The following is a 20,989-nucleotide window of genomic DNA, read 5'->3' as shown; positions in this document are numbered from 1 at the left end:
CTTTTATATTAATTTCTTCTCTTATATTTACCTTTTATTATAAAGAAAAAGCCTCCTTCAGGGAAGGCGGCGAAAGTATGAATAGCTATTTTTAAACTTTTAATCGAAGTAGCGAGATTATGCCTTTAGCTTGGCGCGTACCTTATCCATTAATTCGTCTTCAGAAAGCGCTGCTACAGGTCGGTTGTTTACAAACGCGAATGTTTTTTTACGTCCTGGACCGCAGTAAGACTGACACGCAATATCAATCGATGCGTTAGGATCGATTTCTTTTAACTTAGGAATTAATGTTTTTAAATTTACGGCCTGACAATCATCGCAAACTCTGAATTCGTTTGCCATTTGCCAACAACCCTTTCTTTTTGAGAGTAAAAGTCTACAGGTCATTGTATCTTATTTTTCCATACTGATTCAAGTGAATCTAAATGTTGAATGAATAAAACCTGCGAATCTTGTACAAGCTTGAAGTAGAACAGCAAAACTATTAACAATTCAGGAGGGACATTTATGGTAAAAATTAGACAAGATGCTTGGTTAGATGAAAATGATGAATTATTGGCAGAAACCGTGCTGCGACACGTTCGCGAAGGGAGTACGCAATTAAATGCATTTGAAGAAGCAGGAGATGCCTTGAATCGAACAGCAGCGGCTTGCGGATTTCGTTGGAATGCAGTTGTAAGAAGAGAATACGAGAAAGACTTGCGTGAAGCAAAAAAAGACCGCAAGCAAAAAATGCGTGTGCTTGGGAAAGAATACCGTCGCAGAGGGCAATCTCTGTTTCTCGTAGGCAGCGAAGAACAACCACAGGAACGCGTTCAAATTCCGTTATCGTCTCTATCACTTGACGTGGTCATCGCCTACTTGTTACGTCTGCAACAAAATGGTACTGGCGAAGGCGAATCTCATCGCTGGCGCGCATTACTATCTCATTCTCAAGAAAAAATCAAGCAATTAGAACGTGATATCGCGAGATTGGAAAATGAGAACTCGACGATTCGCGAAGATTACGAACAGTTTGTTCACATCATGAACCGGGCTCGCCGTTTAGTGACTTTGAATGATGATGCTGAAAACATCTCACCTGTATTCCAAATGGAACGTAATGGTAATCTAGTAGCGAAAGAACCACCAATCAACTGATTGGTGGTTTTCTGTTTTGTAGTGTTCTATCGATTGTCTATTCACGGTTTTGTTGACTCTATCGTTTCCTATTTTCAGTCAGTACATCAAAAAAACTACTACAGCGAATAGTCATGGACGTTCATATATATCTAGTAGGCTTATGCCTCTATTTTAGCCAACATTTTTTGATTGCGTTCAACGACTCGGGTTAAGTAGTACATATATAAATCCGTTTCTTCTGACTGCAGTGATTGCATGTGAACATTTCGCATCAAATGGTTCATTAATCGTTGCGCATGAATGACGGTATCTTGAACGGTTACAGTTTCTCCGATGATTTCGCTGACCGAAGCCATAACTTCTGGCACAATCATCGGATAAACAAATTTAGTTTGTTCACCTTTCAATCCTGCTTCGTAAAAGTCACGAATCAAAGTTGCACGCTCTGCTCCGCTCCCTTCAATACATAAATAAATTTGAACCGCTATGCCATGACGTAATCGTCTTTGTGAAATGCCAGCGAATTTCTTGCCCCCTACACTCAAATCATAAGAACCTGGACAGTATGAACCTACAATTTCATATGCCTCTATCGAATCAGCTATTTGCGGAAACAGATGGCGAACGAATTCGAGCATGATATCATATCCCGCATTGATATCTATTGCATTATTCTTTTCAGAAACAACGATCGAGATATTCAGAACCCCACTGTCTAACACAACGGCAAGTCCACCCGAGTTTCGGACGATGGATTGAAAACCATGTTCCTGCAATACATCACGCCCATCTCCGATATGAGGTAGGCGGTGATCTTGAATCCCGAGAACTACTGTATTTTCGTGTACCCACGTTCGGATGGTCGGAAGGGATTCGCCTTTTCCAACTCGTTCACACAACATATCGTCCGCTGCAAACGATTCAAGAGCGGATTTCGATCTGCCGCTCATGGACTGATCCCAAAATCGCCATTCTTTATTTACAAATAAGTCATTAAACCCAGACATCTTTATTCCCCTGCCATAACGCTTTGAGCTGCGGTCATTAATACTAATTTATACACATCATCAGACGAACAGCCGCGAGATAAGTCATTCACGGGCATATTCAATCCTTGTAATATAGGACCAATCGCTTCAAATCCGCCAAGTCTTTCCGTTAGTTTGTAGCCAATATTCCCTGCTTCAAGTGAAGGGAAAACAAAAACATTCGCATCACCTTGAATACTTGAACCGGGTGCTTTCTTCTTCGCCACTGCAGGTACAAATGCTGCGTCAAATTGAAATTCTCCATCAATAATGACTGAAGGTGCTTTTTCTTGCGCGAGCTTCGTGGCTTCGACTACTTTTTGGGTTTCTGGTGAAACGGCAGACCCTTTTGTCGAGAAGGACAGCATCGCTACTTTCGGCTCGATTCCGAACGCTTTCGCCGTTTTGGCACTTTCCACAGCGATTTCAGCTAAGTCTTCACTTGTCGGTGCAATTGTAATGGCACAGTCGGCAAATATATAACGCTCGTCCCCACGCACCATAATAAATGCCCCACTTGTTTTGGACACGCCAGGTTTTGTTTTGATAATTTGCAATGCAGGGCGTACTGTTTCAGCTGTCGTATGCGCTGCACCGCTTACCAAGCCATGGGCATAACCTGTGTAAACAAGCATTGTGCCAAATGAATTGACGTCTTTCAGTTGAATGCGCGCTTGTTCTGGCGAAGATTTACCATTACGGCGTTCCACGAATTTCTCAATGAGTTCATCAAGCTTTTCGAAATGAACTGGATCGATTACTTCGATTCCCGTCAAATCAATCCCAGCTTGCGTCGCTGCTACTTTCACCAAATCATGTGAACCCACTAAAATGGGCGTCACAATTCCTTCGTTATGCAATTTAATTGCGGCTTGAAGTATACGCTCGTCCGTTCCTTCAGGTAAAACAATTCTTAACTGCTTATCGGTAATGTTTTTTTTGATTTCATCAAATAAATTCGTCACACGGCATCCGTCCTTTCGGTATGTAAAGGTTGTTTTTTTAGTTAAGTTAATTGTGTTTCTTCGCTTATGTTGGTGTCTAGCTACGCAGGGTAGACCTCACCTAAGCTTAGGCCCACAGGATGTGGGGCATGAAGGCGTTCCGACACGATGTCGGGATTTTAGCCTTCCTTCCATTTCTCATGCGAATGCAGGCATTCGAATCGCTTGCTCCTGCGGTTACTCGTCGCAAAGAAAATCTTGCTCCTGTGGTTACTCGTCGCAAAGAGAATCTTCTCTCCAGCGCCGGTGTAGGTCTTTCACACCCTGCTCCGCTTTTCTATATGTCTAGCTACAAGCGCCAGCCTGCACCTAAGCTTCAGTCTCTCTTGCGAAAGCGGGCTTTCGCATCGAGCCTTCCAGCGCCGGAGTCAGGCTAGATTGGCGCTTTCCGCTTTTCCCTTCATAATAACACGAATTTGTCATATCTCATCATGTATGAATGGTGAGAATATAGGTTTCTTAAAGGCTTTATGCTAAACTTAACTTGAATATTTAATTAGATGAAGGAGTGTCCCATACATGAATGAAGCAGCGCAAACTTTAGATGGTTGGTACGCATTACATGATTTTCGCACGATGGATTGGACATCTTGGAAACAATTATCAGCTGAGGATCGTACAGCAGCTGTTAATGAGTTTTTAGGATTTTTAGAAGAATTAAATGTTGCACATGAAGCGAAAACTGGCAGTCATGCTTTCTACACAGTTATTGGTCAAAAAGCAGATTTTATGCTGATGACATTACGCGAAACGATGGATGAGCTTCAACAAATTGAAGCGAAGTTCAATAAATTAACGATTGCTGAATACACGGTTCCTTCATATTCATACGTTTCTGTTGTGGAGCTTTCAAACTACTTGGCAGGCGAATCCAATGAAGATCCTTATCAAAATCCGCATGTTCGTAGTCGCCTATATCCAGAGCTTCCACGTTCTCAATATGTTTGTTTCTACCCAATGGACAAGCGTCGTGAAGGCAATGACAACTGGTATATGCTATCGATGGAAGACCGTAAATCGATGATGCGCAGCCATGGCATGATTGGCCGTGGATACGCTGGAAAAGTGAAACAAATCATCAGTGGTTCTATCGGATTTGACGACTTTGAATGGGGTGTTACGTTGTTCTCAGATGACGTCCTTCAATTCAAAAAATTAATTTACGAAATGCGTTTTGACGAAGTAAGTGCACGTTTTGGTGAGTTTGGCTCATTCTTCGTTGGAACATTGCTAGATGCAGACAAAACTACTGAATTTTTAACTGTATAAAACACAGGGCTACGCAAAAATGCGTAGCCTTTTTTGTTCTAAATTCCCAAGTGCTACGTATAATAAGTTGCGAGGAGGTTGTGCTGTGGCGGTAATCCAGGCAACTGAAAAAGATATTGAAACTCTTGCCCGTTTAATGCGTGCAGAGGCAGAGGGTGAAGGCAAGGAAGGAATGCTTATGGTCGGTAACGTCGGTGTGAATCGAGTGCTTGCGACTTGTCTTGATTTCAATGATATTCGCAACGTGCAGCAAATGGTTTTTCAGAGTCCAGGTGGATTTGAAGCGACGACTAAATCTTATTTCTACCAACGTGCCCGTGAACAAGACAAGGCACTTGCCCGTCGTGTGATTGCTGGTGAACGTTTCCACCCTGCTACACGTTCTTTATGGTTTTTCGAACCACCGGGGGGATGTCCTCCCACATGGTATAACCAAGCGAACACAGGTCGTTATAAATCTCATTGCTTCTTTTCGCCTAGCCCCTCCGATTGCCCAAATCTTTAAAATGGAAAGGATGATTTCTTGGTACAATATTATTGGAATCCTGCTTATGCTCAACAAATGCAACAACCGCAACAACAAATGATGCCTCAACAACAAATGCAACCTTCTACATTACCCGCAGGAGGACGCCCAACTTCTCCACCAGCTGGTGAAGAATCCTACATCGAAAACATTTTACGTTTAAACAAAGGCAAACTTGCGACTGTCTATTTAACATTCGAAAACAATCGTGAATGGAATGCCAAAGTTGTGAAAGGCATCATCGAAGCAGCAGGCCGTGATCATTTAATTGTCAGTGAGCCAGGGACAGGAAAACGTTATTTAATTCCATTGATTTATTTGGATTACGTAACGTTTGATGAAGAAATCAATTACTTTTAATCTTCAATGAAAGAAAGTGGAACTAGGTCTCTAACTTGGAACTTATTTTTCAAATATTCATTTGCTTATAAAAAATGCCCTTCCACTTTGTTTTGTGAAAGGGCATTTTGATGTTCACGGATTATGTTTATCAGGCGACCACTTCTCCATTTGTTCTTCGAATTTGATTCTGTATTTTTCTGGTTCTTCCACACGTATATGGGGGGGTTAGAAAGATTCGTTTTTTGAACGAATGATGAATCTTTCTATCCTTAAAGTGGAGTCACTTCATATTCGAACGTTTCCAAATCAATCGTTGCCGTATAGGCTTTTTCAGTATCATTGTAAYCCGTAAACTCAATGATGAGCAAATCATTCTGAAGTGCTACAAGTTTGTAACCGATCGTTGCGTTAATGGCATCTTCAGTTAAGAAATGGGCAATTCCCTTTTCGATTTTCCTACTGAGCTGATCGTCATATAAAGTAACTGACTTGATTGTCCCCTGACTCGGATAGGACTCCAATACCACCCCTGTATCCTCATATTCAATTAAGCTCCCTGCTTGAATATCAGATGGTTCAATTTTATCTCCTTGTTTGGTTCTTAATTTCACATTTTCTTTATATTGATAAGTTGTATGGTTTACGAACAGACCTTTATCGGTAGCGCTTTTTACAATATGTACATGTTTTTTCAAATCTTCGAACGTCGGTTCCTGAATGCTGGCTTGACTGCATGCACTAAGGAGTACAATTAAAGTGATAAATATAATGGTTTTTTTCAAAGCTATTCCCCCTATCYCTAAAACATTAGACCATTTCGTCGGTATTTTCGTTACAATTTTTATCCAATAAAAAAACGCCCTTCACTTGGAAGGACGCAAAATTTCAATTCATATGTTTGACTGCAGAGACAATCACGAGTACCCAGGCTGCAAGAAATGCTACGCCTCCGATTGGTGTGATGGCACCCAAAATGCCTATGCCACTTAGACTCAATACATAAAGTGAGCCAGAGAAAAGCACGATGCCGGCTAACATTAAATAGCCTGCCCAGCTAAGCTGTGGCACATTCCCAATGATATTCGTGCTCATCAAAATCCCGATAATGATTAGTCCAATCGCATGATACATCTGGTATTGGACTGCTGTTTCCCAAATTGCTAAGTACTTTTCAGATAGTTTTTCTTTCAGTGCATGTGCACCGAAAGCTCCAAAAGCAACGGCCAAAAATGCATTTATGGCACCTGCGATGATAAAAAATGGCATAATTATTCCTTCTTTCATATGTGTTGTTTAAATGTCCGTAATTAATAGCTGTCGGATCTCTTCAATGCTTGCGGCTCAGCTGCTCACGTATAAAATATACGTTCCGCTGCCCACAGATCCGTTGATCTCCCCGACTCTTTTTGTACTCTTTATAAAATTCTTATTCAGTTAAAAATCAAATAAAGAATCACCGTTCGCGTCGTCTTCCTTCATGCGTTCGCCAGCTGAAATCGAAGGTACCGATGAAGTAGATTGTACCGTGTGCACTGGTTGTGCATATTGAATCGGCATGACTTGTGGTTTGACTTCAGGCTGTTCACTTAATGCAACATTACATAAAGCTCGAATCGCGACCAAGGATTCACGGATGCTTTGCTCGTCACCTCTACCTTTTGCCACTGCGACATGTTTCTCGATTTCGGTGACAACTCGACTTAATGGAATCACGTTCGGTCACTCTCCTTTTACTGATTGTTCTTGTCAGACTACACTTTACCATGAAATCTACTTCAAACAAAAGTCTATCGGGTCTAATCCCCATTGTGATAGTTGTTCATTTATTTTGGAATAGGGTTTACTACCGAAAAATCCTCTATGGGCACTGAGGGGGCTTGGGTGAACGGATTCAATAATTGCATGCTTGGACGTATCAATTAGCTTTCGTTTCAATTGCGCAGGTCTTCCCCATAACACGAATACAACAGGCTTTTCTCTCAAAGAAAGTTTGCGAATAACTTCATCCGTAAAGAGTTCCCACCCTTGTCCTTTATGTGAATGTGCAGCACCTGCTCGCACGGTGAGAACCGTGTTTAACATGAAAACGCCTTGCCTTGCCCATTTCGTCAACATGCCATCTGGCGGAATCTCGCATCCAAGGTCTTCATGAAGTTCTTTTAACATATTTCGTAAACTCGGTGGATGCTTGATCCCTGGTTTGACAGAAAAGCTCATGCCGTGGGCTTGTCCCGGACCATGATAAGGATCTTGCCCGACAATCACCACTTTAACATCGGTAAAAGAAGTTTCTTTAAAAGCGTTCCACATTTCATCCAATGGTGGATAAACGGTTTCATGTGCATATTGCTCTTTCAAAAACTCCCGTAATTTCAAGTAGTACGGTTGGTCGAATTCATGTTCAAGTACTTGTTGCCAGTCGTTATCAAATATCTCTTTTTCCAAGATACTCACTCCTCAAATTCAACGGTTACATCATACCCCACCAACGAAAACATTTTAGAAACCGACTGTGCAGCATTTTCTTCAGCCAGTTGCAACACTCCTTGTTCCGTCGTCTCATTCATCATCAGTTTTTTCGCTTCAGTTGCCAGTTCGTAACCTTCGGTAATATCGGCTTTCTCTCGGAACAAACCTTCAGATGAAAACACTTTGACTTGATCGAATAAAATTTCAGGTCCACCTAAAAATTCTGCTTTTGGCAAAGTTAGCGTGGCAGTTTTTGCTTCTTCATCCAGTACAATATCTTCCGCTTCGACTTTTGAGAAATCAATGCCCGCTTTCACTGAACCAGGAATAACGACCAATAACTGACGTTTTGTCCCTGGCAGTTCGAGGCCGATTTCTTGTCCAAAAATCTTATTGTCCTGTCTTTTAATTATAGCTTTCGTGTAAGCCTCTGCTGTTGCGAGTTCATTTATCGATTGAATTTGCTCCAAAAAAGCCCCTTTATTTTCCGTGAACGTACTGCCTTTAATCATCCAAAAAGTTATAACTGGAGCTGCAATAATCAGTACAATCATAACTGTAATAAACCATAGCATTTTTCGTTTCCATATGGACTTGAAAAGYGTGCCGGATTGCCCAAATCCCGATGAACGTGGCTGAACACTTTCCAGCGTAACGGCTGTTTCGTCCTGAGCTTTTAATTCTTCAAGCAATCGTTCAATATCCTTAATTCGCTGATCTTTTGACATCGTTCTCCCCGTTTCTACTATATTAGTCAATGATTCTAGTACGTTTACGATAATGGAAAGTTTCAAATTGTACAACCTCGAGGCGAATGATAGGATATTTTTAGAGGTGATGTGAAATGGCGGATTACCAGTGGCGAGAGAAAATGCGAAACGTAGAACGTTCGACAAAAGAAAAAAGCCAAGTGCCCGAACGTGCAAAATCACTTGGATTTGGTTGCTTTACTATCGGGATGTTGCTTGTTGTATTGTTATTTGCTTTTATTAGTTTCGGACTCCTTTCACAGAATTACTGGATTGCCGGAGGATTTTCGCTGATTTTCACGATTGGATTAACCTTTATTTCCATCCAACTACTGCGGGCGGATAAGCTCCAATAATTGAATTATTGTGAGTTTTTGGTACGATAGAACACAGAAACTTATTGAAAAGAGGAATCCATTCATGTCTTTGAAAAAAACATTAACCATCGCTGGTTCTGATACTTCTGGTGGTGCAGGCATACAAGCAGATTTAAAAACATTCCAAGAGCACGGTACTTACGGCATGAATGCCCTGACAGTTATCGTGACAATGGATCCTGATAAAGGCTGGAGCCACGGAATTCATCCGATTCCTGTTGAAACATTACAAGCACAGTTGAAAACAGCTCTTTCTACTGGCGTTGATGCCATCAAAACAGGGATGCTGCCAACTGTTGACATTATTAAAACAGCAGCAGAAGCAATCGATCGCTCTGGTTTAGAAAAAGTAGTTATTGACCCGGTTCTTGTGTGTAAAGGTGAAGACGAAGCCCTTTTCCCTGAAAATGTGGAAGCAATGGTCGCATCATTATTGCCTCGTGCATTGGTTGTCACTCCTAACTTGTTTGAAGCTGGACAACTTTCAGGTCTTGGAACATTAACAACAATTGACGATATGAAACGTGCTGCTGAAAAGATTCATGAAGCAGGCGCTACAAATGTAGTTATCAAAGGCGGCAAGCAGTTGAAGCATGAAAAAGCCGTTGATTTATTCTTTGATGGTTCAACATTTACTCTACTTGAATCAGAAAAAACGGACACGTCTTATAATCACGGAGCTGGTTGTACATTCGCAGCTGCAGTGACAGCAAACTTAGCAAACGGTCTTCCAGTAAATGAAGCTGTTTTGGAAGCAAAGAAATTCGTATCTGCTGCAATCGCTAACGGCTGGAAATTAAACGAATACGTTGGTCCGGTTATGCACGGAGCTAAAAACCGTTTCGGCGCACCAGAAGTTACAACTTCAGAAATTTAAGTATCAATCTAGCCACTCTTTCTTTAGATAGAGTGGCTTTTTTATGGAGTTTTTGTGGTTAGTTGGAAAAATCGCAGGTTTAGTTGGAATAGGTTACTTGTAGAAGTGAAACCTGTGTCTTTAGAATAAAGTTTGATGAAAAATAACGCATGAACTTGCTTTATTGCGGCAAATTCAAAGAATCCATTTTGAAAAAAGATCGATCAAAATGGATTCTACAGTTTAGATTACAGATGGAATTTTCATAAAAAAGTTTGATCATTTTTGGGTAAGTTTCTTGAACATTAGCACCTGTTCGTAATATAAGGTTGGCCAGATATTTAAAATGTATCTGTCCTTTTCTGTTACCATCTATGACCCGGCTATTTTTTCTCCCCTTGGCTGGCTGCTGTTGGCGTCCGGTTCGACGGTGATGCCGATTTGATCAAAAGTCTGCCCTTCTGCGAGCTGGTAGGTCAGTATTCCGGATCCGTTTTCGTCCGGCTTGAATATGCCGCTATTTTCCCTCGTGCCGTTTTTAAGCAACCAAACCTGGTAAACCTGTGAACCTTCGACGTCGGGTAATTCGTGAACCTGCACCACCAAATTTTTCTCTGATCCCTGCTGAACAATATATGCGATGCCGTTTGTTCCCGGGTGACTTTGATTGGCTGCGTTTAAGGGAATGCCCATTAAAATCTCAATGGGTATATTTTCGGCATGGTGATTTTTTCCCTGTACATTCGCTATTCCAAGGCCAATAATCGCGAGCAACAATACGGCCACGATACTGGTTGAAACTGGGGTGAAATGGCTTTTGAGCATCATGACGAGCTTGCTCATCTTAGCCATGAATGTTTCCGTACCGCTTTTCGTTTTATGATCAAAAACAAACCCCATTACCTCGCCTTTTAGCGATTCAGGCACCTCGATTTCGGTATAATCAAACGGCATAGCCTGCCAGGCCTGGGACAATTCCTGATATTCTTTCTTACACTCTGTACAGTTCTTTAAATGTTCAACAAAGGACATACATTCGCTCTCCTTGAGCTCATTTGCTATATATGGAATTAAATGTTCACAATCCCTTCTCATTTTATATCCTCCAATTCCAGATGCTTCCTCAAACCTTTAAGAGCTTGGTGCAACCTACTTTTAATCGTGCCGAGCGGCTCTTGTTCCAGCTTGGCGATCTCTGAAAGAGAATACCCTTTCCAATATAGCAAATCGATTAATTTTCTTTGCGCTGTCGGTAATTTGTTTTTCGCCATCTCAATATTATTCGTATTTACTCGTTGCTCGATTGCATTGGCAAGGTCGGCGATCTCTTCATGTTCCTCTTGATAGTGTTGCGTATGTCTCTTCTCTTTGCGGTGGTAGTCAATGCAAATATTGCGAGTAATCGTGAGGAGCCAATTTACAAAGTTGCCTTGAGCGGGATCGTAATGGCTGTTTGTTGTCCATAGCCTCAAAAAGACCACCTGAATAATCTCTTTCGTTTTTTCCTCATTCCCATTACAAAACTTCATAACAAAGCCGTAAACAAGCTTTATATATCGATCATAAAGCTCCTCTAATGCGTGACCGTGTTTTTCGTTTACCAATCTCATTAATTCCGCATCGTAATTTTCTTTCATGTGGCACTCCCTGCTATTGGAAAAAAATATATTGCCATTATACTATTTTAAAAATAAGGATGGGAACGACCGCGACTGATCGTTCCCTGGACAGGCTTATTCAAATTCTGTTTCGCTGTTTACGACAAACCATACATCTTTTACTCCTTGTCCGTTTACATCCCCTTCTTGCTGGTCTTTTGCAAAATAATAGAGAGGAAAGCCTTTGTACGTGACCTGCTTCTCCCCGTTGTCTTCTCTTGTGATTGTATCGAAATCCTTTTTGTCAAAACCTTCCGGTACGGCGAAATCCTCTTGGGTAAATGACGGCCAGTTTGCTAGGCAGTCTCCGCTGCAATTGCTTTTTCCTGCTTGGTCCTTTTTAAAGTAATACAGGGCCATTCCCTGTGGATCCGCCAGGTACTCTCCAGCTTTCTCATTCTCCAAAAGCTGAAGGCTGTCGTCCGGGGCATGTTCCGTTTGGGCTTGATCGGGTTGATCCGTCTCTTTTTTTTCCTCAGTGCTATTTCCACAGGCAGCCAAAGCAAAAATAATCGAAAGTATCGTGAGCGTAAAAATTCCTTTTTTCATGTTTGTTCCTCCAAGTTTTTTAGATTTAAGGCTTCCCCTTACTTCCAGCCCCATTTTTGAAAGATTTGGTGAGATTCTTCCGTTTTTAAATAATCAATAAATTGCTGTGCCTCTTTTTTCTGATCGGTGATTTTCGTCAGGACGATCGGCGTTCCACGATAGAGCTTTTCTTCTTCGGGCAGTTCGATCAGGTCGGTCACATCCAGGAGCCGGTAATGCCACGATTCATAGGTAATCCATGCGTCAAGACTGGAATTCGATTTCCATCGTTCAATGGCTTCGGCACTCGACTTTACAGAAAGGTTAATATTTTGGGAAATGCCTTCGATTAGCCCTTTTCTGCCTGCCATATCTTCCCAAAGTCCAAGCTGGCCAGCCCCATTCACATCAATTATTTTTACTCCATTTTTCGTTAAATCCTCCAGGCTTTCAATCTTCTTAGGATTTCCTTTCCTCACCAATATTCCTGCAGCACGCGGGTAAAGCTCCGTACGTGATGTAGTGTCGATCATTTCGGGGTGGTTAAAGATGAAGTCCTGCAGCATATATTCGGAGCCACCGAAAATAATATCTGCATCTTCCTTTGCCTGGCTGATCCACTTGCCTTCTGGTCCAGCTGTTACTTCCACCTTGATTCCCGTTTCAGCTGAAAAATGTTCAGCAGCTTCCTTGATCGGTCCAAGTGGTCCGCCTGGTCCGTACACCCGGATGACATGATCACTTTGGCTGGAATTTGGTGTCGCCTGGGACGTCGGCTTACGGTCCATATTTGCATAGGCTGACAATCCGGTAGCCGTAATGACAAAGAGCAGTAAAGCTGATAGAAATACGGTCTTCTTCATGATTCTCCCTCCATTTTATATATATTTTTTAACGGTACTATCAAAGGAAACRAAGGGAGTTCGTAAACGGTTTGATTATAATTGCAAAATAGTTAGAAAGTTTCATTTAAATCATTATCCCTATTCCTCATCGCTCCTGTTTGAAACCAAAAACACCACAACGACTGCTTGGATTCCAGCAAACGTTGTGGTGTTCATTATTATCATTTAGCGGTTTTTTGAAGAAAATTCATTTTTTCTTTGAGCTGTTGTTGGTTCCACTCGATGGTTTCGTCTGAAACAAAGGCCATTCGCTTGCGTTTCGGCAATTTGACTTGACCGTTCGTTGCCCGAGTATAGCCTTCAATCATGGCTGCGATTGCCAAAATAACGAGAGCAAAGCTGATGGCTGGACCCAGGGGCAACCAAGGAGCGCCTTGCAGGTAGCGGAAAGAGTTACCGAAAAGCCCTGCCCATTCGTATGAAATGGATCTAGGAGGATCGCCGAACATGGCGTCATAATCAACGTCTGTTCCACCTAAAAACAATTGAAGCATCCCTAAATGGGCAAAGACGATCAGCGATTCCACCACTTGTTGTCCGTAAAGAACCAACAATTTTTCACGCATTTGGGGGAATAAGTGACGGATGATCAGACGTCTGCGACTGGCTCCCAGTGTACGTGCCGCCAATATATATTCCTGGTGGTACAGTAGGTTGGCTTCATTGCCTACCAATGCTGCCACAATCGGAACCGTCATGAAAGCCATAATGACGACCTGAATGACTAACCTTTCTGTAATGGTCGTCGAGAATCCTTCTGGCGGCATCCAAAGAACTGGTGACAACAATAGCACGGCAAATATGGTCATGGGTACATAATGAATCGGATCAATTAATCCATTAATCCATGAGCGCTGACGTTGCAAATAAGTCCCAAGTGCAAAGCCTAATGGAATGGCAATCAACATTCGCAAAAATGCCACTGCCATGGCTGCAATAATCGTGTATTTGGCACCAATCATGATTTTTGCCAACATATCGTAGCCAAATTGGTCCGTTCCGAGCGGATGCATCCATTTTGGTGAAATTGGTGGTCCTTCCACTGCACGACCATTTTCTTCAATGAAAAACGTTTGCTTTGGAACACTTCCGAAAATCCATTCAAACACAAAACTGCCGACTATAAAGAAAGCGATGATGCTGAATCCAATGAGAAATAAAGGTTGTCTCCAAACGGATTTCATCCAACAACACCTCCTCTTTTTAATCGATGAATAAAGTACCATTCCCCAAGGCTATACAAAAGGAAAATTGGCAGGAAGAAACTTATGATTGTCACTAAGAACAATGTGCCGCTCAAGTTTTCATACATGTACAACATAACGCCAGGAATATTGAACATCAGTTCGAGAATGAAGAGATTGGATAGCATAAACCACATCGTTTTTTTCGATTGGAAAAACACACTGATGATGGCATTGCGGAAAATGTGCATGAATAAGATGAATGCTTTTCCGAAGCCTAAAGATTTTGCCAGTTCAACATACATGTTCCGCTCTTCTGCTTCGAATGTCAGCATGCTCAATCGGTACAATTGAATCATCGGTAAAATCATCAGACATAGAACCGGTAGCCAATATATGCGATCGTCACCAATCACTGCAATTTTGGACACGAGTACCCCTGTATTCTGGAAAATAATCACGACAAGCAATTGGGCAAGCACGATGATTAGTATGTCAGGCATTGATTCCAGGAAATAAAAGAAAAGTTTGACACGTGCGCGTGCCTTTTCGCGCAATAGCATCGTGATGAAAGTGCCGATTAATGCGAACACCACAGCTACAACCAGTGCCAAAAATAATATCTGAAGTGAATAGATGATATTTTCCAGAAGCTGCGGGAATATTGGGACTTCCTGTATTCCGCTACGCCCAACGTAATGGGCCACACTTAACTCACTAATATTCATTAGAGATGTTGCATGCAATTGAATCGTTTCTATGTATTCTTTCCATAATAATTCCCCATGCTGTAAGCCGGCAATTAGCACGGGTGCTCCACTTATGAGCAAAATACTCACCAATGCAGCTACGAGCTGAATAACCCACTTGAGAAATCCTTTCATATGATCATCCTCCTGTTCTCTAAAAAATCAGATAGTTTAATAATACCATATTTTTCTATTTCGTGGAACGAAGAAATTTTAGACGAGCCTTATTCTTTCACGATTGTCTTCGTTTCTTCCACCGTCGGAGTCGGGCTAGGGTGGCGTTTTCCGCTTTTCTTACTGTCTAGCTCCAAACGCCAGCCCGCACCTCCGCTTCAGAAATTCAATCGAAAACAAGTTTTCGTTTCGTTTCTTCCACCGTCGGAGTCGGGCTAGAGTGGCGTTTTCCGCTTTTCCATGAGCAAGCTAATCGCATTAATCAGGAGAATTCACTATACTTATATGTAGATGTTTTTGTTGTTAAGAGGGGGATAATAAAGTGGACGTAGTACATGTAGCAAAGTTACAGGAATTGTTAAATTCCTTTGCAGATAAAGATGTTTATCTTCATTTGGAAACGACGAATGGTGCTTATGCATCTCATTTTGACGAGACTGTGTTTAATGCAGGGGCATTCATACGTAATATTGTCGTGAAGTATGAATTAGGAAAAGTCGCGGGCGACAGCCCTCACCGTGTTGGCTTAAAATTGCCGCATGGCTGGGTGTATGCACAGGGGATCACTCATTTTGAATTGGATGAGTACGGTCGTTTGTTGATGGCTGGACATGATCAATCAGGAAAATTGGCAGTTGCGCTTCAAATCAGCGAAACGCCATTTACGTATTAAGAAGGAGGAAATCATATGACTTTAACACAAGAAAGACACGTACTCGTTGTATTTCCTCACCCAGATGACGAAGCATTTGGCGTTTCCGGTACCATCTCCATGTATATCAAACAGGGAACTCCGGTTACATATGCTTGTTTAACATTAGGCGAGATGGGACGTAATTTAGGAAATCCACCTTTTGCGACGCGTGAGTCTTTACCACATATCCGTAAAGATGAATTGATTGCTTCCGCACAAGCGATGGGCTTGACCGATTTACGAATGATGGGTTTGCGAGATAAGACTGTAGAGTTTGAAGATGATGAAAAAATGGTTCAAATGATGACGAAGCTGATTGAAGAAACGAACCCATCACTCATCATTACGTTYTATCCGAACTACGCAGTGCATCCAGATCATGAAGCGACGGCTCGTGCGGTCGTACGTGCTGTTCGCCGTATGGATGAGAATCTGCGCCCGAAATTGTATGCGGTAGCGTTTGCAAATAATACAAAGGATGATCTTGGAGAACCTGATGTCGTTCATGATATTCAGGAAGTACGAGATCAAAAGATGGGCGCAATGCGTGCGCATATTTCCCAGACAGCTTGGATGTTGGCGGAAATGGAGAAACGCTTGGCAGAAGGAGAACCTGAAGCTGAGAACTGGTTTACCTATGAGCGGTTCTATAATTACCGCTGGCATGAAGATTTTGAAGAAACATYCTAACTCTACAAGTAAATGATTATTTCCTAATGAAATCCTGGAGATCCACATAATATGGGTCTTTCAGGATTTTTACTGTTTAAATTGTGGAATAATAAGGAATACATACAAATGTGGACTTTTTGAGCTTCGGCAAGTATCATTACTAGAGAAGTTGAATAATTATACATCTTAGGAGGACTCATTTTTGAAGAAGTTTTCACTTTCCACATGGTTATTGTTTCTAATACCCTCAATTATTGGAATATTATTATTCATGATTCCATTCAAAATCGAGGGCGAATGGAAGATTCCTGTAGCCATATTGGCAAATATGGTCGCTGGAGTAGTAGAGCCAATCATGCCTTGGACCGTTACCGTTGTCATGATTTTGGCAGCGATTGGATCGCTCGTATATCAATTTAAAAAAGATTCGAACCCTGAAGATCAGGCATTTTTCGATAAACTATTCCAAGTGAATTGGTTCTGGACAATCGTCCGTGTCATTGGGGCAATTTTTGCTGTCATGGTCGTTGCGAATATCGGCCCAGAAGCAATAAGAAGTGAAGATACTGGTGGAATGTTGCTGTCACCTACTGGTTTACTATCATTCTTGTTCACTATTTTCCTATTTGCCGGATTACTATTACCACTTCTTCTAAACTTCGGATTGCTGGAGTTTTTCGGAACGATGATGGTAAAAGTCATGCGTCCTCTATTCAAATTGCCTGGCCGTTCTTCGATTGACGCGCTTGCTTCTTGGATTGGCGATGGCACAATTGGTGTTTTATTGACAAGTAAGCAGTATGAAGATGGTTTTTATACGAAAAAAGAAGCAGCAATCATCGGAACTACGTTCTCAGTGGTGTCGATTACTTTCTCGATTGTCGTTCTTGAAGAGCTTGGACTGGGTAGCTATTTCCTTCCATTTTATGCGACAGTTCTTGGTGCTGGAGTTGTTTTGGCATTCATCATGCCTCGAATTTACCCTTTATCACGCAAACCTGAAGAATACGTAGATGGACGTCCATACGATGAGCATGCAGAAACATTGCCTGAGGGCTATAATGTTGTAAGTCATGGGCTAGAAAACGCTTTGACAACGGCAGATAAAAACCGTTCATTCACTAAATTCATGTCCGACGGCTTAAAAAACGTGTTGGATATGTGGATGGGTGTTGCACCAGTCGTGATGGCATTTGGTACGATTGCGTTGATGCTTGCGACTTACACAGATATATTTGTTTGGTTAGGCAAACCGTTTGAACCATTATTAATGGTTCTTGGTGTTCCCGAAGCTGCAGAAGCTGCACAAACAATGGTCGTTGGTTTTGCAGACATGTTCCTCCCAGCCATTTTGGGCGGACAAATGATTGAATCTGAAATGACCCGCTTCGTTATTGCGGCAACATCGGTTACTCAGTTGATCTACATGTCTGAAGTCGGCGGATTGTTACTTGGTTCAAAAATCCCTGTTAACTTCCTTGATTTGATTGTGATTTTCTTGTTGCGCACTGTGATTGCATTACCAATCATCGCAGGTGTCGCTCATTTATTATTCTAAATTAAATTAAGCTGTCTCCAATGCCGCAATATCGCGGAGTTGGAGGCAGCTTTTTTCGTTTTTCTAAACGTCTGGCCCAATTGGAAATCACAAACATATTGCCACGACCATTTCTCCCCACTTCTCGTCAGGCATACCAATAGTGGATTTTCAAGCAACTTCAAAGCGAGAAGGGTCAATCAGTTCGTTTACGTACTCTATCTTATTTTTAGGCCGCCATGCACGATATGGACAAGTATATGCTCGGTTTAGAAATATCTAATCGTGTTTGGTTCCATCGACTATTTCTTATCACGAAAAAGCTGATGTTTCCTTTTAACAGGAAACATCAGCTATTCTAAATTCGTTTTATTTTTCCGCTAACTTCGCCAGCATGTCCGCTGTCATTGCGTCTAAATCATATTGTGCTTTGAAGCCCCATTCATTTTTAGCTGCCGTTGCATCAATGCTATCCGGCCAGCTGTTGGCAATTTCCTGACGCACTGGATCTACATCATAAGATAATTCAAACGTAGGAATGTGCTTGCGTATCGATGCTGCAATTTCTTCAGGTTCAAAGCTCATAGCCGTAACGTTGAAGGCATTGCGATGCTGAAGTTTCGATGCATCCGCTTCCATTAAATCGACGATTGCTTGTAGTGCATCTGGCATATACATCATATCCATATATGTACCTTGTTCGATGTACGACGTGTATTTCCCTTCAGCCAATGCTTTGTAATATATATCTACTGCATAGTCTGTCGTTCCGCCACCTGGAGGCGTAACATATGAAATCAACCCAGGGAATCGGACACCACGCGTATCTACCCCGAATTTTTGGAAATAGTAATCACATAGCAATTCACCTGACACTTTGTTCACGCCGTACATGGTGGTTGGACGTTGCAATGTATCTTGTGGCGTATTTTTCTTAGGTGTTGAAGGACCAAATGCACCGATAGAACTTGGGGTAAAGAATTGAAGTCCTAGTTCGCGAGATGTTTCAAGGGCATTCACCAAACCGCCCATATTTAAATTCCAGGCAAGTAATGGCTTAGCCTCAGCAGTAGCTGATAGCAATGCTGCCATGTGCATCATTGTATCTGCGCCGAAATCTTTTGCTAGCGTGAGCATTCGTTCTGCATCCATTACGTCCAGCAATTCAAACGGCCCGTTTTCTACAACCGGCGAATCTGTTTTGCGGATATCTGTTGCCAAAACATTTTCTGCACCATAAATTTCACGTAGTTTTGTAATTAGTTCCGATCCAATTTGACCTAAAGCACCGGTTATCATAATTTTTTTCAATTGAATTTCCTCCTCGTCAAATAAACACTTGTATTTTTCAGGAATACATATTATTTCAATACAACGTTGATATGATTACATTTTAATCAGTATTCATTATAGTGTGTTCATCATGAAAGTACAATACACATCATTGGTAAGTGTTTTATCGCTGACCCCTTCCAATCCCCCCCATTTTGTCCATTCAGTTCTTATCAATCGTTTGGTATAGTAATAGGAAAAAGGAAGTTTTATTATGAACATCAAATCACTGGCCATTACATACAGTTTGGTTTTTATCGTGACACTCGTGCTGTCCTTTCTACAATTCCCATTTTGGGCAATTTTATTGATTGTTTTTTTTACCATCATTTTCCCCTCTATATTGTGGCCAATCCATGCCATTTACTGGTCTAATGATCTGAATAGAATCGAAAAGTTTTTGCAAAAAAACCGTAAAAAGCCCGTGTTTGCCTTTCCTCTTGCTTTGGCCCATGGGAACCGGCAAGAAGTCGAAGAGAGCCTGCAGACCATCTTAACTAAGTACAAACAGCCCTCAATGCAGCAAGTCTATACGACTATTCTGGACATATTCCACGGTGACTATGATGCTGCTCGAATCAGCGCAGAAAAAATCAAGAAAAAGTCATTGTGTACCTATTATTTAGCTAATATAGCAGCTAAAAGAGGGAACATAGAAGAAGTGAAACCTTATATAGGATCGTTCGAGAAACCTTGGATGAACCATGTCATGAACTCATTCATCGCTCATCATGAAGGGAACGAGGCTTTGGCAAAAACCGAACATCAAAAAGCGATTGACTCGTCACGTGGTTTACAAAAATATGTTGTCGTCCACTCACACAAGCATATGTAACTTTGATTTGCCCACGCGAAACGTTCATTCGCGTGGGTTTTTTTGTGAAAATTAGAAGGTAAATGATTGTTGAAACGAAGAAATTCTATTGAAACCCATCATTCAGCCTTCAACAAAAAACCTCGACGCATCTTACCACGTCGAGGTCCATCTAGTTTTCTAACTCTTAACATCTCACTGTTTTTTTCTTTTTTGGTTCACCACGCGCAATAACTTTTTCGATGTAATCGAAAGCAAGTGGGACTTTACAGGCGGTGCCTCCCATATCCACATGTACTTTGCCGATTTCAGTTGCCACGTGTTGAGCATCTTCCCGTAATTCCGGTACGTATCCACCAACGGAGATAACATAAGCATTCATATTGTAACGTACCCGGTTCGGTGCCTTGTGAATGCCTACTCTTATTACTTCCAGCAATCGAGAGATTTCCTGAAAGTCTAACTCACCGGCTCCTGCATAGGTCAAGTAGTTCGTATATGTGCTCCACCCTGCACAAGCAATCATTTCATTGTCGGATTGCATCCACTCTCTAGCCAGTTCCATAGCAAACGGGCTTTCAGACGCTACCCAAGCGACCGAGTACTCAGATAGCATAGACCAATAGGCTGCCTTCACCCAATTTTGTAATTGATCTTTCGTCATCAGTTTTGGATCGATAGCAAGGGCCGCCAAGTACATGGCATCCGAAACTCCTGAGTCGTATAACTTCAATGCCAACTCCTGATCTTTCTTCACATGCTTCAAGATCTTCTTCATGTCTCCTACCTTGACTCCGTATAGTTCACCAGTCGCTCCATGATTGACAAATGTCTTCTTTGTTTGCTCCGTACCAACTTCCTTTAGATAATTCATTACTTCTTCATATGTCACAAGCCCACCCCCATCACCGAGTCATTTTCTATAGATAATTCATCACTTCATATAAAAAAACACCCGAACGCTTTTACACATTCGAGTGTTCATCTGTCTTACTTAATT

26 protein-coding genes are annotated in these 20,989 nt (G+C 41.7%); 10 read left to right on the top strand and 16 right to left on the bottom strand.

From position 1 onward, the window contains the following. Window positions 1-117: 117 nt before the first annotated feature. Window positions 118-342 carry a YuzB family protein gene (locus AC1DSB_RS03445; RefSeq protein ID WP_016428318.1) on the bottom strand — a complete coding sequence of 75 codons (225 nt, stop codon included), beginning with the start codon at window positions 340-342 and terminating at the stop codon, window positions 118-120. 165 nt (window positions 343-507) lie between these two features. On the opposite strand from AC1DSB_RS03445, the gene AC1DSB_RS03440 reads away from it, so the two are divergent. Further along, window positions 508-1,140, top strand: a complete 633-nt coding sequence (locus AC1DSB_RS03440; RefSeq protein WP_477585757.1) for an RsfA family transcriptional regulator — start codon at window positions 508-510, stop codon at window positions 1,138-1,140. Window positions 1,141-1,280: 140 nt separating this feature from the next. Here the strand turns inward: AC1DSB_RS03440 and lipL are convergent, their stop codons facing one another. Both lipL and pta read right to left on the bottom strand, forming a co-directional pair. After that, the gene (gene lipL, locus AC1DSB_RS03435; RefSeq protein ID WP_477530846.1) at window positions 1,281-2,129 is read right to left on the bottom strand and encodes an octanoyl-[GcvH]:protein N-octanoyltransferase; all 849 of its coding nucleotides are present in this window, start codon (window positions 2,127-2,129) and stop codon (window positions 1,281-1,283) included. 2 nt (window positions 2,130-2,131) lie between these two features. Beyond that, on the bottom strand, window positions 2,132-3,115 hold the full coding sequence (pta, locus tag AC1DSB_RS03430; protein WP_477530845.1) for a phosphate acetyltransferase: 984 nt from the start codon (window positions 3,113-3,115) through the stop codon (window positions 2,132-2,134). Window positions 3,116-3,673: 558 nt separating this feature from the next. Here pta and hemQ point away from each other — a divergent pair. The 3 genes from hemQ (at window position 3,674) to gerQ (ending at window position 5,309) form a co-directional block, all read left to right on the top strand. Next, on the top strand, window positions 3,674-4,423 hold the full coding sequence (hemQ, locus tag AC1DSB_RS03425; RefSeq protein WP_477530844.1) for a hydrogen peroxide-dependent heme synthase: 750 nt from the start codon (window positions 3,674-3,676) through the stop codon (window positions 4,421-4,423). An 85-nt stretch (window positions 4,424-4,508) separates the two neighbouring features. Next, window positions 4,509-4,928, top strand: coding sequence for a cell wall hydrolase (locus AC1DSB_RS03420; protein WP_342542198.1), 420 nt, complete (start codon window positions 4,509-4,511; stop codon window positions 4,926-4,928). Between the two features lie 18 nt (window positions 4,929-4,946). Beyond that, window positions 4,947-5,309: a spore coat protein GerQ gene (gene gerQ / locus AC1DSB_RS03415; protein ID WP_342542199.1), complete on the top strand. Its 363-nt coding sequence runs from the start codon at window positions 4,947-4,949 to the stop codon at window positions 5,307-5,309. A gap of 251 nt (window positions 5,310-5,560) precedes the next feature. Here gerQ and AC1DSB_RS03410 read toward each other — a convergent pair whose 3' ends face one another. From AC1DSB_RS03410 to AC1DSB_RS03390, 5 genes are all read right to left on the bottom strand, one after another. Further along, window positions 5,561-6,073: a membrane lipoprotein lipid attachment site-containing protein gene (locus AC1DSB_RS03410; RefSeq protein WP_477585755.1), complete on the bottom strand. Its 513-nt coding sequence runs from the start codon at window positions 6,071-6,073 to the stop codon at window positions 5,561-5,563. Window positions 6,074-6,176: 103 nt separating this feature from the next. Further along, window positions 6,177-6,557 (bottom strand): DUF423 domain-containing protein, encoded by a 381-nt coding sequence (locus AC1DSB_RS03405; protein WP_477530842.1) that lies wholly within the window; start codon window positions 6,555-6,557, stop codon window positions 6,177-6,179. 168 nt (window positions 6,558-6,725) lie between these two features. Then, a complete protein-coding gene (locus AC1DSB_RS03400) occupies window positions 6,726-7,004 on the bottom strand; it encodes a YwdI family protein (protein ID WP_477530841.1) in 279 nt (92 codons plus the stop codon). 57 nt (window positions 7,005-7,061) lie between these two features. Next, complete coding sequence (locus AC1DSB_RS03395) at window positions 7,062-7,736, bottom strand: uracil-DNA glycosylase (RefSeq protein WP_477530840.1); 675 nt, start codon at window positions 7,734-7,736, stop codon at window positions 7,062-7,064. Window positions 7,737-7,741: 5 nt separating this feature from the next. After that, window positions 7,742-8,488 (bottom strand): DUF4230 domain-containing protein, encoded by a 747-nt coding sequence (locus tag AC1DSB_RS03390; RefSeq protein WP_477530839.1) that lies wholly within the window; start codon window positions 8,486-8,488, stop codon window positions 7,742-7,744. A gap of 116 nt (window positions 8,489-8,604) precedes the next feature. Here AC1DSB_RS03390 and AC1DSB_RS03385 point away from each other — a divergent pair, with 116 nt between their 5' ends. Both AC1DSB_RS03385 and pdxK read left to right on the top strand, forming a co-directional pair. Further along, complete coding sequence (locus AC1DSB_RS03385) at window positions 8,605-8,865, top strand: hypothetical protein (protein ID WP_477530838.1); 261 nt, start codon at window positions 8,605-8,607, stop codon at window positions 8,863-8,865. 64 nt (window positions 8,866-8,929) lie between these two features. Next, the gene (pdxK, locus tag AC1DSB_RS03380; protein WP_342542204.1) at window positions 8,930-9,763 is read left to right on the top strand and encodes a pyridoxine/pyridoxal/pyridoxamine kinase; all 834 of its coding nucleotides are present in this window, start codon (window positions 8,930-8,932) and stop codon (window positions 9,761-9,763) included. Window positions 9,764-10,114: 351 nt separating this feature from the next. Here pdxK and AC1DSB_RS03375 read toward each other — a convergent pair whose 3' ends face one another. The 6 genes from AC1DSB_RS03375 to AC1DSB_RS03350 all read right to left on the bottom strand — a co-directional run bounded on the left by AC1DSB_RS03375 (window position 10,115) and on the right by AC1DSB_RS03350 (window position 14,901). Then, window positions 10,115-10,774 carry an anti-sigma factor gene (locus AC1DSB_RS03375; protein WP_477530837.1) on the bottom strand — a complete coding sequence of 220 codons (660 nt, stop codon included), beginning with the start codon at window positions 10,772-10,774 and terminating at the stop codon, window positions 10,115-10,117. Window positions 10,775-10,833: 59 nt separating this feature from the next. After that, window positions 10,834-11,379 carry an RNA polymerase sigma factor gene (locus AC1DSB_RS03370; RefSeq protein WP_342542206.1) on the bottom strand — a complete coding sequence of 182 codons (546 nt, stop codon included), beginning with the start codon at window positions 11,377-11,379 and terminating at the stop codon, window positions 10,834-10,836. Between the two features lie 96 nt (window positions 11,380-11,475). Beyond that, entirely contained in the window at window positions 11,476-11,949 is a 474-nt protein-coding gene (locus AC1DSB_RS03365; protein WP_477585753.1) for a COG4315 family predicted lipoprotein, read from the bottom strand. Between the two features lie 38 nt (window positions 11,950-11,987). Further along, window positions 11,988-12,791 carry an extracellular solute-binding protein gene (locus AC1DSB_RS03360; RefSeq protein WP_477530835.1) on the bottom strand — a complete coding sequence of 268 codons (804 nt, stop codon included), beginning with the start codon at window positions 12,789-12,791 and terminating at the stop codon, window positions 11,988-11,990. 203 nt (window positions 12,792-12,994) lie between these two features. Further along, window positions 12,995-14,017 carry an ABC transporter permease gene (locus AC1DSB_RS03355; RefSeq protein WP_477530834.1) on the bottom strand — a complete coding sequence of 341 codons (1,023 nt, stop codon included), beginning with the start codon at window positions 14,015-14,017 and terminating at the stop codon, window positions 12,995-12,997. After that, window positions 14,014-14,901 (bottom strand): ABC transporter permease subunit, encoded by an 888-nt coding sequence (locus AC1DSB_RS03350; RefSeq protein WP_477530833.1) that lies wholly within the window; start codon window positions 14,899-14,901, stop codon window positions 14,014-14,016. Before AC1DSB_RS03350 ends, AC1DSB_RS03355 begins: the two co-directional genes overlap by 4 nt. Window positions 14,902-15,262: 361 nt before the next feature. Here AC1DSB_RS03350 and AC1DSB_RS03345 point away from each other — a divergent pair, with 361 nt between their 5' ends. The 3 genes from AC1DSB_RS03345 to AC1DSB_RS03335 all read left to right on the top strand — a co-directional run bounded on the left by AC1DSB_RS03345 (window position 15,263) and on the right by AC1DSB_RS03335 (window position 17,864). After that, window positions 15,263-15,613 carry a YojF family protein gene (locus tag AC1DSB_RS03345; protein WP_342542209.1) on the top strand — a complete coding sequence of 117 codons (351 nt, stop codon included), beginning with the start codon at window positions 15,263-15,265 and terminating at the stop codon, window positions 15,611-15,613. 15 nt (window positions 15,614-15,628) lie between these two features. Then, window positions 15,629-16,324 (top strand): bacillithiol biosynthesis deacetylase BshB2, encoded by a 696-nt coding sequence (bshB2, locus tag AC1DSB_RS03340; protein WP_477585751.1) that lies wholly within the window; start codon window positions 15,629-15,631, stop codon window positions 16,322-16,324. Between the two features lie 184 nt (window positions 16,325-16,508). Continuing rightward, on the top strand, window positions 16,509-17,864 hold the full coding sequence (locus AC1DSB_RS03335) for a YjiH family protein (RefSeq protein ID WP_477530832.1): 1,356 nt from the start codon (window positions 16,509-16,511) through the stop codon (window positions 17,862-17,864). Between the two features lie 348 nt (window positions 17,865-18,212). Here AC1DSB_RS03335 and AC1DSB_RS03330 read toward each other — a convergent pair whose 3' ends face one another. Continuing rightward, window positions 18,213-19,154, bottom strand: coding sequence for an L-threonine 3-dehydrogenase (locus tag AC1DSB_RS03330; protein ID WP_477530831.1), 942 nt, complete (start codon window positions 19,152-19,154; stop codon window positions 18,213-18,215). A 235-nt stretch (window positions 19,155-19,389) separates the two neighbouring features. Here AC1DSB_RS03330 and AC1DSB_RS03325 point away from each other — a divergent pair, with 235 nt between their 5' ends. After that, window positions 19,390-20,010, top strand: a complete 621-nt coding sequence (locus AC1DSB_RS03325; RefSeq protein WP_477530830.1) for a hypothetical protein — start codon at window positions 19,390-19,392, stop codon at window positions 20,008-20,010. A gap of 166 nt (window positions 20,011-20,176) precedes the next feature. Here the strand turns inward: AC1DSB_RS03325 and AC1DSB_RS03320 are convergent, their stop codons facing one another. After that, on the bottom strand, window positions 20,177-20,881 hold the full coding sequence (locus tag AC1DSB_RS03320) for a DNA alkylation repair protein (RefSeq protein ID WP_477530829.1): 705 nt from the start codon (window positions 20,879-20,881) through the stop codon (window positions 20,177-20,179). Window positions 20,882-20,989 lie beyond the last annotated feature (108 nt).

The organism is Paenisporosarcina sp. P4_E4_2 (assembly GCF_056401595.1).
The sequence above is the reverse complement of the archived record's forward strand: the minus strand, read 5'-3'. Positions and strand labels throughout refer to the sequence as shown.

Excerpts from the sequence above, each read along its gene's own strand:
- AC1DSB_RS03445 (WP_016428318.1), bottom strand. The coding sequence starts at position 342 with ATGGCAAACGAATTCAGAGTTTGCGATGATTGTCAGGCCGTAAATTTA.
- AC1DSB_RS03440 (WP_477585757.1), top strand. The coding sequence starts at position 508 with ATGGTAAAAATTAGACAAGATGCTTGGTTAGATGAAAATGATGAATTA.
- lipL (WP_477530846.1), bottom strand. The coding sequence starts at position 2,129 with ATGTCTGGGTTTAATGACTTATTTGTAAATAAAGAATGGCGATTTTGG.
- hemQ (WP_477530844.1), top strand. The coding sequence starts at position 3,674 with ATGAATGAAGCAGCGCAAACTTTAGATGGTTGGTACGCATTACATGAT.
- AC1DSB_RS03405 (WP_477530842.1), bottom strand. The coding sequence starts at position 6,557 with ATGCCATTTTTTATCATCGCAGGTGCCATAAATGCATTTTTGGCCGTT.
- AC1DSB_RS03385 (WP_477530838.1), top strand. The coding sequence starts at position 8,605 with ATGGCGGATTACCAGTGGCGAGAGAAAATGCGAAACGTAGAACGTTCG.
- pdxK (WP_342542204.1), top strand. The coding sequence starts at position 8,930 with ATGTCTTTGAAAAAAACATTAACCATCGCTGGTTCTGATACTTCTGGT.
- AC1DSB_RS03375 (WP_477530837.1), bottom strand. The coding sequence starts at position 10,774 with ATGTCCTTTGTTGAACATTTAAAGAACTGTACAGAGTGTAAGAAAGAA.
- AC1DSB_RS03370 (WP_342542206.1), bottom strand. The coding sequence starts at position 11,379 with ATGAAAGAAAATTACGATGCGGAATTAATGAGATTGGTAAACGAAAAA.
- AC1DSB_RS03365 (WP_477585753.1), bottom strand. The coding sequence starts at position 11,949 with ATGAAAAAAGGAATTTTTACGCTCACGATACTTTCGATTATTTTTGCT.
- AC1DSB_RS03360 (WP_477530835.1), bottom strand. The coding sequence starts at position 12,791 with ATGAAGAAGACCGTATTTCTATCAGCTTTACTGCTCTTTGTCATTACG.
- AC1DSB_RS03355 (WP_477530834.1), bottom strand. The coding sequence starts at position 14,017 with ATGAAATCCGTTTGGAGACAACCTTTATTTCTCATTGGATTCAGCATC.
- AC1DSB_RS03350 (WP_477530833.1), bottom strand. The coding sequence starts at position 14,901 with ATGAAAGGATTTCTCAAGTGGGTTATTCAGCTCGTAGCTGCATTGGTG.
- AC1DSB_RS03325 (WP_477530830.1), top strand. The coding sequence starts at position 19,390 with ATGAACATCAAATCACTGGCCATTACATACAGTTTGGTTTTTATCGTG.